Annotated in this window: 13 protein-coding genes and 1 tRNA gene; 11 read left to right on the top strand and 3 right to left on the bottom strand. The window is 72.7% G+C overall.

From position 1 onward, the window contains the following. The first annotated feature begins 21 nt into the window (after window positions 1-21). From ACFVXN_RS12105 to ACFVXN_RS12075, 7 genes are all read left to right on the top strand, one after another. Window positions 22-2,106 (top strand): serine hydrolase, encoded by a 2,085-nt coding sequence (locus ACFVXN_RS12105; protein WP_389232323.1) that lies wholly within the window; start codon window positions 22-24, stop codon window positions 2,104-2,106. Window positions 2,107-2,145: 39 nt separating this feature from the next. Beyond that, complete coding sequence (locus ACFVXN_RS12100) at window positions 2,146-3,459, top strand: sensor histidine kinase (RefSeq protein WP_389232321.1); 1,314 nt, start codon at window positions 2,146-2,148, stop codon at window positions 3,457-3,459. Beyond that, window positions 3,456-4,121, top strand: a complete 666-nt coding sequence (locus ACFVXN_RS12095; RefSeq protein WP_389232318.1) for a response regulator — start codon at window positions 3,456-3,458, stop codon at window positions 4,119-4,121. The genes ACFVXN_RS12100 and ACFVXN_RS12095 overlap by 4 nt, the downstream gene beginning before the upstream one ends. A 76-nt stretch (window positions 4,122-4,197) precedes the next feature. Further along, window positions 4,198-4,270, top strand: a tRNA-Arg gene (locus ACFVXN_RS12090). Window positions 4,271-4,470: 200 nt separating this feature from the next. Next, window positions 4,471-4,809: a hypothetical protein gene (locus tag ACFVXN_RS12085; RefSeq protein ID WP_389232315.1), complete on the top strand. Its 339-nt coding sequence runs from the start codon at window positions 4,471-4,473 to the stop codon at window positions 4,807-4,809. Window positions 4,810-4,859: 50 nt separating this feature from the next. Further along, a complete protein-coding gene (locus tag ACFVXN_RS12080; RefSeq protein WP_389232312.1) occupies window positions 4,860-6,617 on the top strand; it encodes a hypothetical protein in 1,758 nt (585 codons plus the stop codon). A 27-nt stretch (window positions 6,618-6,644) separates the two neighbouring features. Then, window positions 6,645-6,854 (top strand): hypothetical protein, encoded by a 210-nt coding sequence (locus ACFVXN_RS12075; RefSeq protein WP_389232309.1) that lies wholly within the window; start codon window positions 6,645-6,647, stop codon window positions 6,852-6,854. Window positions 6,855-7,739: 885 nt separating this feature from the next. Here the strand turns inward: ACFVXN_RS12075 and ACFVXN_RS12070 are convergent. Then, window positions 7,740-7,919: a DUF2188 domain-containing protein gene (locus tag ACFVXN_RS12070; RefSeq protein WP_389232616.1), complete on the bottom strand. Its 180-nt coding sequence runs from the start codon at window positions 7,917-7,919 to the stop codon at window positions 7,740-7,742. Between the two features lie 78 nt (window positions 7,920-7,997). After that, window positions 7,998-8,780: a PASTA domain-containing protein gene (locus ACFVXN_RS12065; RefSeq protein WP_389232307.1), complete on the bottom strand. Its 783-nt coding sequence runs from the start codon at window positions 8,778-8,780 to the stop codon at window positions 7,998-8,000. A 142-nt stretch (window positions 8,781-8,922) separates the two neighbouring features. On the opposite strand from ACFVXN_RS12065, the gene ACFVXN_RS12060 reads away from it, so the two are divergent. The 3 genes from ACFVXN_RS12060 to ACFVXN_RS12050 all read left to right on the top strand — a co-directional run bounded on the left by ACFVXN_RS12060 (window position 8,923) and on the right by ACFVXN_RS12050 (window position 10,884). Continuing rightward, the gene (locus ACFVXN_RS12060; RefSeq protein ID WP_389232304.1) at window positions 8,923-9,183 is read left to right on the top strand and encodes a hypothetical protein; all 261 of its coding nucleotides are present in this window, start codon (window positions 8,923-8,925) and stop codon (window positions 9,181-9,183) included. 170 nt (window positions 9,184-9,353) lie between these two features. Next, on the top strand, window positions 9,354-9,890 hold the full coding sequence (locus ACFVXN_RS12055) for a hypothetical protein (protein ID WP_389232301.1): 537 nt from the start codon (window positions 9,354-9,356) through the stop codon (window positions 9,888-9,890). Between the two features lie 364 nt (window positions 9,891-10,254). After that, entirely contained in the window at window positions 10,255-10,884 is a 630-nt protein-coding gene (locus ACFVXN_RS12050; RefSeq protein ID WP_389232298.1) for a sce7726 family protein, read from the top strand. A 4-nt stretch (window positions 10,885-10,888) separates the two neighbouring features. On the opposite strand, the gene ACFVXN_RS12045 is transcribed toward ACFVXN_RS12050, so the two are convergent. Next, a complete protein-coding gene (locus tag ACFVXN_RS12045) occupies window positions 10,889-11,917 on the bottom strand; it encodes a hypothetical protein (protein WP_389232295.1) in 1,029 nt (342 codons plus the stop codon). 118 nt (window positions 11,918-12,035) lie between these two features. On the opposite strand from ACFVXN_RS12045, the gene ACFVXN_RS12040 reads away from it, so the two are divergent. After that, window positions 12,036-12,389 carry a helix-turn-helix domain-containing protein gene (locus tag ACFVXN_RS12040; protein ID WP_389232292.1) on the top strand — a complete coding sequence of 118 codons (354 nt, stop codon included), beginning with the start codon at window positions 12,036-12,038 and terminating at the stop codon, window positions 12,387-12,389. Window positions 12,390-12,393 lie beyond the last annotated feature (4 nt).

Genomic DNA, 12,393 nt, shown 5'->3' with positions numbered 1-12,393 from the left:
CCCCGCCGTCGAGGAGGGCCCGTGCCCACCACCGACCTGACCCCCGACCACGCGCCCGCGGTCGCCGTCCGTGGCCGCCGGGTGACCCGTGCGCTCGCCGCGGTCGCCGCCGTCGCGCTGCTGGGCGGCACCGTCGCGGCCTGCGCCCCGGGTGCCGCGCCGGTCGCCGAGCCCGCGCCGCCGATCACCGCACCGGCCGCACCGGCTGCTCCGGCTGCTCCGGCCGACCCTGCCGCCGACGGGTCCACCGCCGGGTCGCCCGCGCTCGACCGGGCCGACGTCGACGCGTGGCTCGACGGCCTGCTGCCGGCCGCCCTCGACCGGACCCGCATCGCCGGGGCGGCCGTCTCCGTCGTGCACGACGGCGAGCTCGTCACCGCCCGCGGCTACGGCTGGGCGGACATCGGCGCCGACGGCGGCGACCCCGTCCCGGTCGACCCGGAGTCCACGCTGTTCCGGCCCGGTTCCGTGTCCAAGCTCGTGACCGCCACCGCCGTCCTGCAGCTCGTCGAGGCGGGGGACGTCGACCTCGACGCCCCGGTCGCCGACTACCTCGACTTCGCGGTGCCGACGACGTTCGACGAGCCGATCACGCTGCGGCACCTGCTCACCCACACCGCGGGGTTCGAGGAGCGCGTCGCCGGGCTGATCGGCGTCGAGGGCGACCCCGTCGACCTGCGGGCCGCGCTGTCCACCGACGCGCCCGAGCAGGTGTACCGCCCCGGGACCGTCCCCGCGTACTCGAACTTCGGCAACGCGCTCGCGGGCTACGTCGTCGAGCACGTCAGCGGCGAGCGGTTCGAGGACTACGTCGCCGAGCACGTCCTCGAGCCCGCGGGGATGACCACCGCGACGTTCGAGCAGCCGCTGCCCGACGCGCTGCGCGACCGGATGTCCCGCGGCTACGCCACCGCGGACGGCCCCGCGTCGCCGTTCGAGGTCGTCGGCGTCGCCCCCGCCGGCGCCCTGTCCGCCAGCGCGACCGACATGGCCGGCTTCATGCTCGCGCAGCTCGGCGAGCCCACCGGCGAGCCCCTGCTCGCGCCCGAGACCCTGGAGCTCATGCACGCCCCGGCGCTCGACGCCGACACCCTCGGCACCCTCGCCGACGGCCCCCGGATGGCCCTCGGGTTCTTCGACGAGAGCCGCAACGGGCACGACATCGTCGGCCACGGCGGCGACACGAACGTCTTCCACTCCCACCTGCAGCTCTACCCGCAGGAGCGCACCGGCATCTTCGTGTCGTTCAACAGCTCGGGCCAGGGCGCCGCGGACACCGTCGAGCTCCGCGACCAGCTGATGCACGGGTTCGCCGACCGGTACTTCCCGGCCGACGACCCGACCGCCGCCCCGGTGCCCACGGTCGACGCGGACACCGCCCGGGAGCACGCCGCGCAGGCCGCGGGCAGCTACGTCGGCTCGCGGAACATGCACAGCACGTTCCTGGCGGTGCTCGACGTGCTGCAGCACACCGAGGTGACCCCGCAGGACGACGGCCGGATCCTGATCGCCCCCGGCCCTGGCACCGACCACCCGGTCCTGTTCGAGGAGGTCGAGCCCTGGGTGTGGCAGGAGGTCGGCGGGCAGCAGCGCATCGCCGCCCGCGCCACGGACGGGAAGGTCGAGGCGATCTCCTGGCAGTCCGCGTTCACGCTGCTGCGCGCCGAGCCCGCGAACGCCGTCGCGGTGCCGGTGCTGCTGGCCTCGGTGGCCGTGCTGCTCGTGACCGCGCTCGCCTGGGCCGGCGCCGCGGTGGTCCGCCGGGTCCGTCGCCGCCCCGCCCCGCCCCGCGAGGGTCGCGTCCTGCGGGTGCTGACCCGGGTCGCCGCGGGGACGGCCGTCGTCGCCCTCGCCGGGTGGTTCCTGGTGATCCAGACCGTCATGGGCCTGCAGGAGGTGCCGACCGCACCGATCCGCGTGCTGCAGGTGCTCCAGGGGCTCGCCGTCGTGGGCCTGGTGCCCGCGGTGTTGCGTCTGGCCGGTGACCTCCGCGCCCGGGCCGGCTGGCGACGGGTGCTGGCGAGCGTGCTGGTGCTGGCCGCGCTGGCCGGGGTCGCCTGGTTCGCGGTCACGTACCGGCTGCTCGCGCCGAGCGTCTCGTACTGACCTGCCCGTCGCCACCGTCGAACTGCGAGGATGCCGCGCATGGCCCTGACGTCCGTACCGCCGTCCACCGGCGACGACGACGTGCTCGCGTCCCCGCGCCCGTCCCGCGTCGACGCGCTCCTCACCCGCATCGGGGTGACGGGCGTGCCGGCGCGGGACGCCGCGCTGGCGTCGGTCGTCGCGGTGCTGACGCTCGCGCTGATCGCGCTCGGGTCGACCGGGACGGCCGCCACCGAGGGTGTCGTGCTCACCGACCGCGGGATCCTCGTCGCCCTGTGCACCGCCCAGGCCGGGGTCCTCGCGCTGCGCCGCAGCAGGCCGGTGCTGTGCCTCGGCCTCGTGGTCGCGTGCCAGATCGGCGTCACCGCGGTGCTGCCGCCCGACCTGAACATCCGGGCGTTCGCACCGCTGGTCGCCGGGTACACCGTCGGCCTGCTGCTCCCGACGTCCCGGGCGCTGGCCGTCACCGGGGTGGCCGTCCTGGTCGAGACCGTCGGCGCCACGCTCGTCGCGACCCCCGACGGCCGCACCGTCGGGGAGCTGCTCCTGCAGCACGCCGCCGGGGCTGCCCTGTCCTACCCCCTGCTCGCGCTGATCGGCTCGTCGGTCGCCACCCGCCGCCGCTACCTCGACCTGCTGCGGCTGCGCGCCGTCGAGGCCGTCCGCGCCCAGCAGGCCACCGCCCGGGCCGCGGTCGTCGCCGAGCGGTCCCGGATGGCCCGCGAGCTGCACGACGTCGCCGCCCACCACCTGTCCGGCATGGTCGTGCAGGCCGCCGCCGTCGAGCGCCTGGTCGACCGCGACCCCGCCGCCGCCAAGGAGGGCGCCGCGTGGCTGCGCCGGCAGGGCAAGCAGACCCTCGACGACCTGCGGCTCGTCGTCGGGGTGCTGCGCGAGGGCCCCGAGGACGGCCGCGCACCCGTGCCCGGTCTCGCTGACCTGCCCGAGCTCGTCGCGACCGCCCAGGACCTCGGCACACCGGTCACGCTCGACCGCACGGGCCCGCCGGTCGCGCTCGGCCCGCTCGCCGACGCCGCCCTGTACCGGGCGGCCCAGGAGGCGCTCGCCAACGCCCGGCAGCACGCGGTCGGCGCGCCCGTGCGGGTCGCCCTGCGGACCGACGACACGACCGTGACGCTGGAGGTGGTGAACGACGCCGGCGGCGAGCCGCCGCCCCCGGACCGCCCCCGGCGCGAGGGCGCCGGGCTGATCGGGATGCGGGAGCGGGCGCAGCTCGTCGGTGCGACGCTGGCCGTCGGCCCGACGCCCGACGGCGGGTGGGTGGTGCGGGTCAGGCTGCCGGTGCCGGAGGGCGCTGCGGTCGACGAGGTCGTGACGGAGGAGCAGGGATGATCCGGGTGGTGCTGGTCGACGACCAGGCGGTGGTGCGCGCGGGCTTCCGCGTCATCCTCGAGGAGCACGGCGACATCGAGGTCGTCGCCGAGGCCGCCGACGGGCCGTCCGCCGTCGCCGCGGTCGGGCGCACCCACCCCGACGTCGTCTGCATGGACGTCCGGATGCCCGGCGGCGACGGCCTCGCCGCGACCCGGACCATCACCGCCGCCGGCCCCGACGCACCCGCCGTCCTCGTCGTCACGACGTTCGACCTCGACGAGTACGTGTTCGGCGCCCTCGAGGCCGGCGCCAGCGGCTTCGTCCTCAAGGACACCGAGCCCGAGGACCTCGTCGACGCCGTCCGCCGGCTCGCCGCCGGGCAGGGCCTCGTCGACCAGTCCGTCACCCGGCGGGTCATCGCGGAGTTCGCCCGCCGTGGCCCCGGCGCCGAGCACGTCCCGTCGACCCCCGCGCTCGTCGACGCGCTCACCGCCCGGGAGACGGATGTCGTCCAGCTCCTCGCCCGTGGGCTGTCGAACGCCGAGATCGCCGCCGAGCTCGTCGTCGAGACCTCCACCGTGAAGTCGCACCTCGGCCGCGCGATGGCGAAGATCGGCACCCGCGACCGGCTCCAGACCGTCGTCTGGGCGTACCAGCAGGGCGTCGTCCCGCGGGTGTGACACGGGCCTCGGCCGGTCCGGTTTGGGCCCGGCCCCCTCGACCTGTACTCTCTTCATCGGCCCTCCAAGGGCCGATGCGCCCGTAGCTCAATGGATAGAGCATCTGACTACGGATCAGAAGGTTGGGGGTTCGAGTCCCTCCGGGCGCACGCATCACGACGAAGGCCGACGTCCACCGGACGTCGGCCTTTGTTCGTCTCCGGACGAGAAGTATCTTCGCTGGTCGCTTCGGGAACACACTCGAGGTCGCGGTGGGACACACCCGTCGCGACGGGCGGACACAGCGGGGCCTCGCGTGCGGGGTCCGCGCGGGCTGACGTGGTCTGCAGGTACCGGCTTCGGCCGGACGGTGACACGACTTCCCCTACCCACCATCACCCTGGCCACCGACGGGCACGGGCTGCTGCAGCCGGCGCCGCAGCAGCGCCAGCTGCACGGCATCCGCACGTCCTCCTACCGGCCGGTGCGGGCGCGCGCCAGCGTGCGTGCGCAGTCGGCTTCGTCGTGCGCGACGGTGCCGGCCGGGTATGTCGACGCTGCGGCGTTCGCGGCTGCCCGGGACTGGCCCGAGTCGGTGGTCGTCTACCGCGCGCTGCGGGCGCCGGAGAAGCTGCCGGTGCACGTCGTGGTGGACGGGCGACCGTACTTCCCGGTGTCGAGTTTGCCGGGGGCGGTGGTGGGCGCGTGAGCGTGTGGGCGGGGCCGTACGTCGTGGTGACGTCGGCGGACGGGCATCGGGTGGACTGGCAGCTGCCGGATCCGCTGCCGTGGCCGGCGGGGGCGTGCGCTGATGAGGCGCTGCGTGTCCCGGTGGACCTGGGCCTGCCGGAGGGTGGGTCGATCAAGGTGCGGTGGCGGACGCCGTCGCACGCGAATCCGCGGAGCAGGAAGACGCCGACGTCGGACTTGCAAACCGTGGCCCTGGCAGCGGATGTGGCGCGGGCGGTGCGTGCAGGTGGGAACGGCTGGGAGCCGGATGTGAACGGTTGGCCGGTGCACGTGCGGCCGGATCCGACGGCGCTGGCGCCGGCGTCGTTGGCTCGGGTGATCCCGTTGCCGCGGTTGGTCGACGAGGTGCCGACGCAGGCCATGCCCACGCAGGTCGAGGCGTTGGCCGGTGACCGGGTGGTGGTTGGTCCGCACAACGCGACCTTGGCGGAGGTGCGGGCGGGTCGCCGGGAACTTGGTGCGACGGTGGCGCAGGTGATTGCGGCGATCCGTCGGGAGCGGGAGCCCGGGTGGTCGCCGGCGCATCGCGTGAACATGGCGAACGTCCTGGACTTCGTCGAGCAGGTCCTGGTGTACGCGGAGCCGGTCGTCGACGACGTGGATGCGGATCTGCCGGAGGTGGCCGCGTGGATGCGCGCGCGGCTGGAGCTGCCGGGCGTTGAGGTCGGCGGGTCGGTGCACGTGGCTTTGCTGCTGACCCCGGATCTGACGCGGGCGATCGAGGTGCGGCGGTCCACCGATCGACGGCTGGAGCTGTTGAACGAACAGCGGATGGCGAAGTGGGAGGCCGCGAGGGGGCGGTGGGAGGCAGCGGTCGCGCAGCAGGCGGCCGGCGTGCGCCGCGGTCGGATGCCGACGAAGCCGGACGATCCGCTGCTGCGGGACGTGACCGTGGTGGTGTGTTCCCCGCGGACGGAGGAGCTGTTCGCAAACGCGCTGGGGATGGTGTTGGGCTTCGCGGAGCAGCACGGGCTGCTGGCAGGTCCGAACCCGTGGCGTCGGTTCTCAGCGGTGGGGAGCTCGTTGACGGGCTACCGGCGCTCGGAGCTGGTGCGGCCGCATCAGCGGAACGTGCCGCCGGTGGGCACGGTGGTGGATCTGGCGGATGCGATCGCCGAGCTGGGTCCGGTGGATCCGCGTACGGGTCGGCCGACTGGTGACCGGTTCCGGGCGTTGGTGCTGGCGTCGCTGCTGGGGCCGCGACCGTCGGAGATGGACGCACTGGCGGCGGATGACTTCCGGCCGGGCCCGGATCCGACGTTGCACGTCGCGAAGTCGGCAGCGTCGGTGCACAGGCTGGCGTCGGAGGACGGCACTTCGATCTCGGTGCGTGACGGGTTGAAGCACCGCCCGTTGGGGTCGGCGCGCGTGGTCGGGATGCCACAGGTGGTCGCGGACGCGCTCGAGGAGCACATCGCGCTGGAGTACGCGTCAGACCGGCACCTGTTCACGAGCCCGGAGGGTGGGGTGCTGCGGTGGGGGAACCAGATCGTCCCGTACTGGCGGCCGGCGGTGGAGCGGGTGCTGGGACGGTCCTCGAGTGACCTGTTGCGGGACATGCCGCGCAAGTGGCTGCGGAAGGCCGCGGTGACGTGGATGTTGCGGTCGGGGTTGTCAGTCGAGCACGTCGCTGAGCTGACCGGACACGACGTCGTGACGCTGTACCGGCACTACTCGGGTGTGGTCGGTGATCTTCGGTCTCGGCAGGTGTGGTCGGGCTGGGATGACGCGTGGGCGTGGGCGGTGCGGGAGCACGGCGTGAACTGACGGGTGTCCTGCCTGGGGGGTGCGGGGATGTTCGTGCAGCAGATCACTGGTGATGAGACGGGGACGTGGGCGATCCGGACCGCGTCGGGGCAGGTGCTGGTGCTGTACGTGCCTGCGGATCGTCGGGCGCGGGTGGAGTGGTTGGGCAACACCCGGGAGCTGTTGTCGAGCGACCCGGCTGCGCAGGAGCCGTTCGCGTGTGAGCTGGTGGCGTTCGGCAGGTTCGGTCTGCTCTAGGGCATCGGCGAGGGGGTGCTTCTCGGGCAGTCGTTGGTGCTGGTGCTGGAGCCGTTGCGGATGCACGGGGAGGCGCAGGCGTTGATCACGGCGCCGGTGGTGGAGATCGATCACGTGCACTGAAGGGGGTGTGCCGTAAATGAAGTGGCGTTGCTGTTCCCGGCGCCGTCGCGGGTGGGTGCTGGCGGCGCGGACAGGTGTCTCGCTTCGGCCTGTTGTCGCCGGGCGCTGGGGCGGGACCGTCGTGCGGATGTACGGGGAGCGTGCGTGGTGCACTGGTGGGGCGAAGGCACGGATGAGTTCAGGGATCGGTCTCGATTCGGCGAGTTCACGCGTCTGGCGCATGCGAGTACTGGTTGGCGCGGACGGCGGGTCTTCGACGCTGGTTGAGGGAGCGGGTCGTGAGTGGTGAGGGTCGTGGTGCTGAGGCTCCCGGTGTCGGGGGAGCGGATGCGGGTGCCGGCTCGGGGCGCCTGGCCCGGCTCTCCGTGCGCGCGGAGCTTGTTGATGGCGCGGTGACCTTCGCGGAGTGCTTGGTCGAGTCAGCGGGTGGGGATCGGTTGCTTGGTTCGGAGTCGATCTCGGTCGGGGAGTTCGCGGGGACCGCTGGCGACGTCGAGGCGGTGCGAGACGTCGCGATCGAGCGCGGTGAGATGGTGCGGCGGCTCTCGGACTCGGGACCGGCGGGGTCGTGGACCGTGGATCTCGAGCGGGTACCTGCAGCTGGTGCCGGCTGGTGTGGATCGGTGACGGTCGTCTCGCTGCTCCGGTCAAGGTGAGTGTCGAACCCCGCTCGAGCGGCCGAGCCAGGCGCGGCGGGGTCATCTGCTGCTGCCCGGTGCCCCACCTCGACCACCGGTGGGCCGAGGCGGGACTGTGGGTGATTCAGCCGGGGATGTTCCTCGGTCCATTACCGGGGTCGACGGTGTCCTTGGCGCGGATCTGCCCGTCGCGGCCGTGGATGGTCACTTCGCCGCCACCGGCGTTGTGCACGATCTGCTTGGCGCGGGCGATCGCGTCAGCCTGGGTGGTTCGTCGTGGGCACGGATGCGTCCTCGCATCGATCCCAGGTTGCCAGAGCGGGCACTCGTGCGGGAGGTCTGCAAGCCGCGGTGTCGTTCCACGGGTGCGGGCCGAGCGCGTTCAGGAGGGCAGCCAGGCTCCGCAGCCTTCAGAGATGAACCCTTCGCCGGCGGCGACGGTGATGGTGACGCCTTGCGGGGCGAGGGTGACGAAGTCGTTGTCGATGGTGTCGCCGCCTCCGGTGGTGCGTTCCCAGTAGCAGTCGTGGGTGCCGGTCGCGCCAGGGTTGACGATGGTCGTGTATGTGCCGGGCGCGATGTCTTGGCCGACAACGCGGGTGCCGTCGTAGAACCCGGACTGGGCGGTGGCGAGCGCGGGCAGGAACTCGGGGCAGTAGATCTCGATGCCGAGAGGGTCGCGGCTGGCGCTGTTCTCGATGAGGGCGCTGACGGCGGCGGCGGGGTCGGTGCCGTAGTGCTGGCGGAGGTTGTCGCACGCGGACTGCGCGAGGCGGCTCGGGCCGGCGGGGTCGCCGGTGCCGCCGCGCGCCGTGTACTGCTCTTGGTACCGCTGGTCGTCGGTGAGCGCGACGGGTGCCGGGGTGGGATCTGCCGGTTCACCGAGGGTGACGATGACGGTGGTCCCGGCTTCGAAGCTGGTGCCTCCGTCGGGTGTCTGGCGGATGGCGACGCCGTCGTCCCCGATGATCTTCGGTGTCAGGTCTGCGTCTTCGAGGGTGTCGCGGACCTCGAGCCAGGACATGCCGAGGACGTCGGGCACGGTGACCCGCTCTGGCGCGGGTGCAGAGGTCGTGGGCGTCGTCGGCGGCTGCGTCGGGTCACCGCTGCAGGCCGCTGTGAGGAGGATCGCGGTGAGCATCATCGCGAGGCCGACGTGTCGCATGGCTTCCTCCGGTGCCGGGTGATCTCCTCGGAAGTGAGGGGTCGAGCCTGACACGAGGGCCGGTGCGCCCGGCTCGACCATCCGCGTGAAAGTCCCGAGCCGCTGCGCCATTGTTCGAACAGGTGTTCGATAGGATGCGTTGGTGAGTCGACCGACGGGCCGCACGCCGTTCCCCAAGCGTGCTCGGTCGCTGATGCCGCGGCAGTTCGACTCGGCCGGCGAGCACCGACCGGAGCGTCCGATCGCGGTCCGGGCGTGGATCGTGACCGTCAGCGGCGAAGACCTTGAGGTCGACGGCGACGCGGTGGCGTGGACGAAGCGCGCGGTGCGGGTCCGGTTCGTCGACCAGTTCGGGCATCTCGATCACGCGTGGGTGTGGGTCGGGGCGGTGACTCGCCGGTAGGCGCCGGCGTCGGCGGCGGGCGACTGTCAGCGCGAGGGTCGTGCGGATACGCCTTGCCGGCTGCGTCCTGGTGCGCGACGTGGACCACGTCGTGCGTTGTCGTTGCGGCAGGACGGGACCTCGGACCTGTCAGCCGGGCGCGTTGCCGGTCGATGGGGATGGCGACCGAAGTGATCGACGAGCTGCCCCGGGTCGGGCAGTTGGAGGTTGCCTGCCGCATGTGCCCGATCGACCCTCGCTGCCAGACCAGGTACCACCGGCGTCCGGAGAGCTGCCGGTACTTCGGACGCGTGCGGCGCCCCGTGCCGGTTCAGTCGTTCGCGCCGCCGGTCCCTCCGGCGCGGCGGGTGCCGCCGCTGCTGCCTCCCGCGCGAACTCCGCAGCAGGTGGCGAATCGAGCGGCAGGGAAGTCGACCGGGGCGGCGGATCTCGTCGCTGTGTTGCTCGTGCTGATCGTGGCGGACGATGCGACTTCGCAGCCGTGGCGGTTGGTGCTCGCGGCGGCCGCGGTCGTCATCCCGCTCCTGCTGGCTTCGTGGTGGGCGCTGCGATGCGGGGCGTGGACGGCCGCCGGCACGCGGTGTGCGAACGTGCGCCGAGGTGTCGGCAAGCGGTGCCAGCACCATCGCGGCCCGGTGCTCGCGGACGCACTGGCGATCGCCTCGGGCTTGGTGACGGCGTTGAACATCCTGGTGCTCGCAACGTGACCCTGACGGCTGGGGGCCGGGCCCACGGCGGGATGCACGGCGGCGCGGGCGGCGAGCGGCGCTCACGCGGGCCACGGGTCCGCGCGGGCGTTGGCCGGTAGGTGCTGGCGTCCGGGGCGGGCGCCGCGCCGGTGAAAGGTGGCCTCGCACGGCGACCGCTTCGCCCCGGGCGTACCGCGCCTGGCAGCCGTTGCGCGGACGCCGTGGTGATGCGGCTGGAGCAGTGCGTCAACTGTCGGGTTGTGCGGAGGTCCTGGTTGTCGCGTGTGGCGATGCGGGGACGGTGCGGTTCGTGATGAACTCCACCGGCGCGTTGCGTGATGATCCTGGGCGTGTCGCCCGGGCGCCGAGTAGCGTCCTCGTCGTGCGTGACAAGGAGATGCGGCACGCCGTCGCCGAGCGGATCAGGGCCACTCACGGGGGAGTGGATCACCTGCTGATCGACGAGGTCGATGTGCGCGACACGGGCCGCCGCATGGACTTGCTGCTGGTCGCCAAGGAGCTGACGGCGTTCGAGCTGAAGTCTGACGGTGATTCGTTGCGGCGTCTGCGTCCGCAGGCCGAGGCGTACGGGTTGGTTGCCGACCGTGCGGTGCTCGTGGTCGGTACTCGACATGTCGGCGCTGTTGATGCGCACATCCCGGACTGGTGGGCGATCTGGCAGGTGGTCGGTACCTCGTCCGGTGTTCGTGTGAAGGTCCTGCGGCGTGGTTCGCGGAACCCGGTTGTTGATCGTCGTGCTCTGGCTGGTCTGCTTCTGCGTGAGGAGCTCGTCGAGGAGCTGTCGTGGTACGGCCGTCGAGGCCTGTCGAGCCTGGGTGTCGGTGGTCTGCGGGACGAGGTCGTGGAGGCCGTACCGGCGCGCGAGCTTGGCCCTGATATCCGCGAGCACCTGATGCGCCGGCCCGCGTGGCGTGATCGTGCCCTCAGCCGCTACCGGCAGCCGTACGTGCCGGCAGCGGCTGAGCAGGAACTGGTTCTGGCTGCGGGTTGACCCATCAGGCGGTACCTGCGGGCGGGGCGGTCGGCGGGGTGACGAGCTGGTCGTCGACCTGGGCAAGGTGGTGCTGCAGGGCGATGCGGCGCCAGCCGGCGGCGTTGGTCGTGAAGTCGGGGTCGTGGGCGGCGTCGTCGATGGTGCGGTCGCCGTCGCTGAAGGCGGCGCCGCGAAACTCGGCGGAGCTGGCGATGGCGGCGGCGCACTTGTGCGTGCCGGTGGGGCCGAGGCGGCCGGTGCCGTTGCGCTCCCGGTAGATGGTCGTGGTCATCTGGCCGGTGTAGCGGATCGCCGGGATGGAGGCGCGGCCGTTGCCCGGCTGCGGGGCGGGGAAGCCGGCGTAGTCGCCGTAGGTCACGGTCTGCGGCAGGCCTGCGGTGTTCTGGCTGAGACGCAGCCACAGCCACCACTCGCGGCGGGCCCGCTCGAACGCCCCGGTGCCGGTCGGGGCGGAGCCGGCCGCGGTGCCGACGACGGCGACGCTGGCCCACCCGCCGCCGGCGGCGGCGAGCAGTGCGCGGCTCTCCTGCTCGAGGGAGTCCAGGTCGCGGGTGGTCGGGGCGTCGCGCCAGTCGAGGATGAGGTGAATCTGGTCCCGCGAGATGCCGAGCCGGGTGAGGGTCCCGGTGACGGCGGCGTCGAGGAGGTCGGGGTCGGCGGACTCGGCGTCGACACGCAGGGCGGCTGACTGCGCGAGGGCGGCGGTGCGGGCGGCGGCGGTGTGGACGGCGGCGTCGTCCTCCGGGTCGACGACGGGCGCGACGTTCGTGATGCCCTGGTGGCGGAGCCAGAAGTCGGCCAGCTCCCAGGCGAACGTCCGGTCCGGGGGCGTGGCGACGAGCTGCGCGACGTCGACGAAGCAGGGGCCGGTCCACGCGTCCCGGAGTTGCTCGAGGCAGAACATCATCTCCGAGGCCAGGCCGCGGTCCTTGTGCTCGACGAGCTCGAACAGTGGGGTCAGGGGGCGGCCGGCCCACGCGGACAGGGCGTCGGTCTCGGCCTCTCGGACCTTGAGGACGGGGACGTACATCGGGGACTCCGTTCACTTGAGTAGCTGGCGTACACCAAAGTGTGCATGGCGATGATCGCGTCGTCAACCAAAGTGTGTGGCGTGTACGATGGTGTGTCGGCGAGCGTGGGAGGGGACTGTGGGCGAGAAGCCAGCGGAGTTGGGGCGTGTTCTGCTGCAGGCGCGCAAGCTGCAGGGGCACTCGCTGCAGACGATCGCGGAGCGTGCGGAGATCTCTGCCGCGTACCTCGCGAAGCTTGAGCGTGACGCCGTTCAATCGCCATCGCCGCACGTCCTGCACCGCCTTTCGGGTGCATTGGGCCTTGGGTACCTGGACTTGATGCGCGCGGCAGGGTATGTAGTGCCAGATAGCAGTGCGCCGAGCGCCGTCGGAGACGCGAACGCCGCGCTGCGCGCTGATGACCTCACTCCCGCCGAGCTCGACGCGCTGTCGCAGTTCATGGATTTCCTGAGGAAACAACGGCACAATTGATCGC

This window comes from Cellulomonas sp. NPDC058312 (assembly GCF_042880135.1).
Taxonomy (GTDB): Bacteria; Actinomycetota; Actinomycetes; order Actinomycetales; family Cellulomonadaceae; genus Cellulomonas.
This window is presented reverse-complemented; position numbering and strand designations above follow the sequence as displayed.

What these genes read in the sequence shown, in the direction of transcription:
- ACFVXN_RS12075 (WP_389232309.1), top strand. Translation starts at nt 6,645, where the DNA reads ATGTTCGTGCAGCAGATCACTGGTGATGAGACGGGGACGTGGGCGATC.
- ACFVXN_RS12045 (WP_389232295.1), bottom strand. Translation starts at nt 11,917, where the DNA reads ATGTACGTCCCCGTCCTCAAGGTCCGAGAGGCCGAGACCGACGCCCTG.
- ACFVXN_RS12065 (WP_389232307.1), bottom strand. Translation starts at nt 8,780, where the DNA reads ATGCGACACGTCGGCCTCGCGATGATGCTCACCGCGATCCTCCTCACA.
- ACFVXN_RS12095 (WP_389232318.1), top strand. Translation starts at nt 3,456, where the DNA reads ATGATCCGGGTGGTGCTGGTCGACGACCAGGCGGTGGTGCGCGCGGGC.
- ACFVXN_RS12100 (WP_389232321.1), top strand. Translation starts at nt 2,146, where the DNA reads ATGGCCCTGACGTCCGTACCGCCGTCCACCGGCGACGACGACGTGCTC.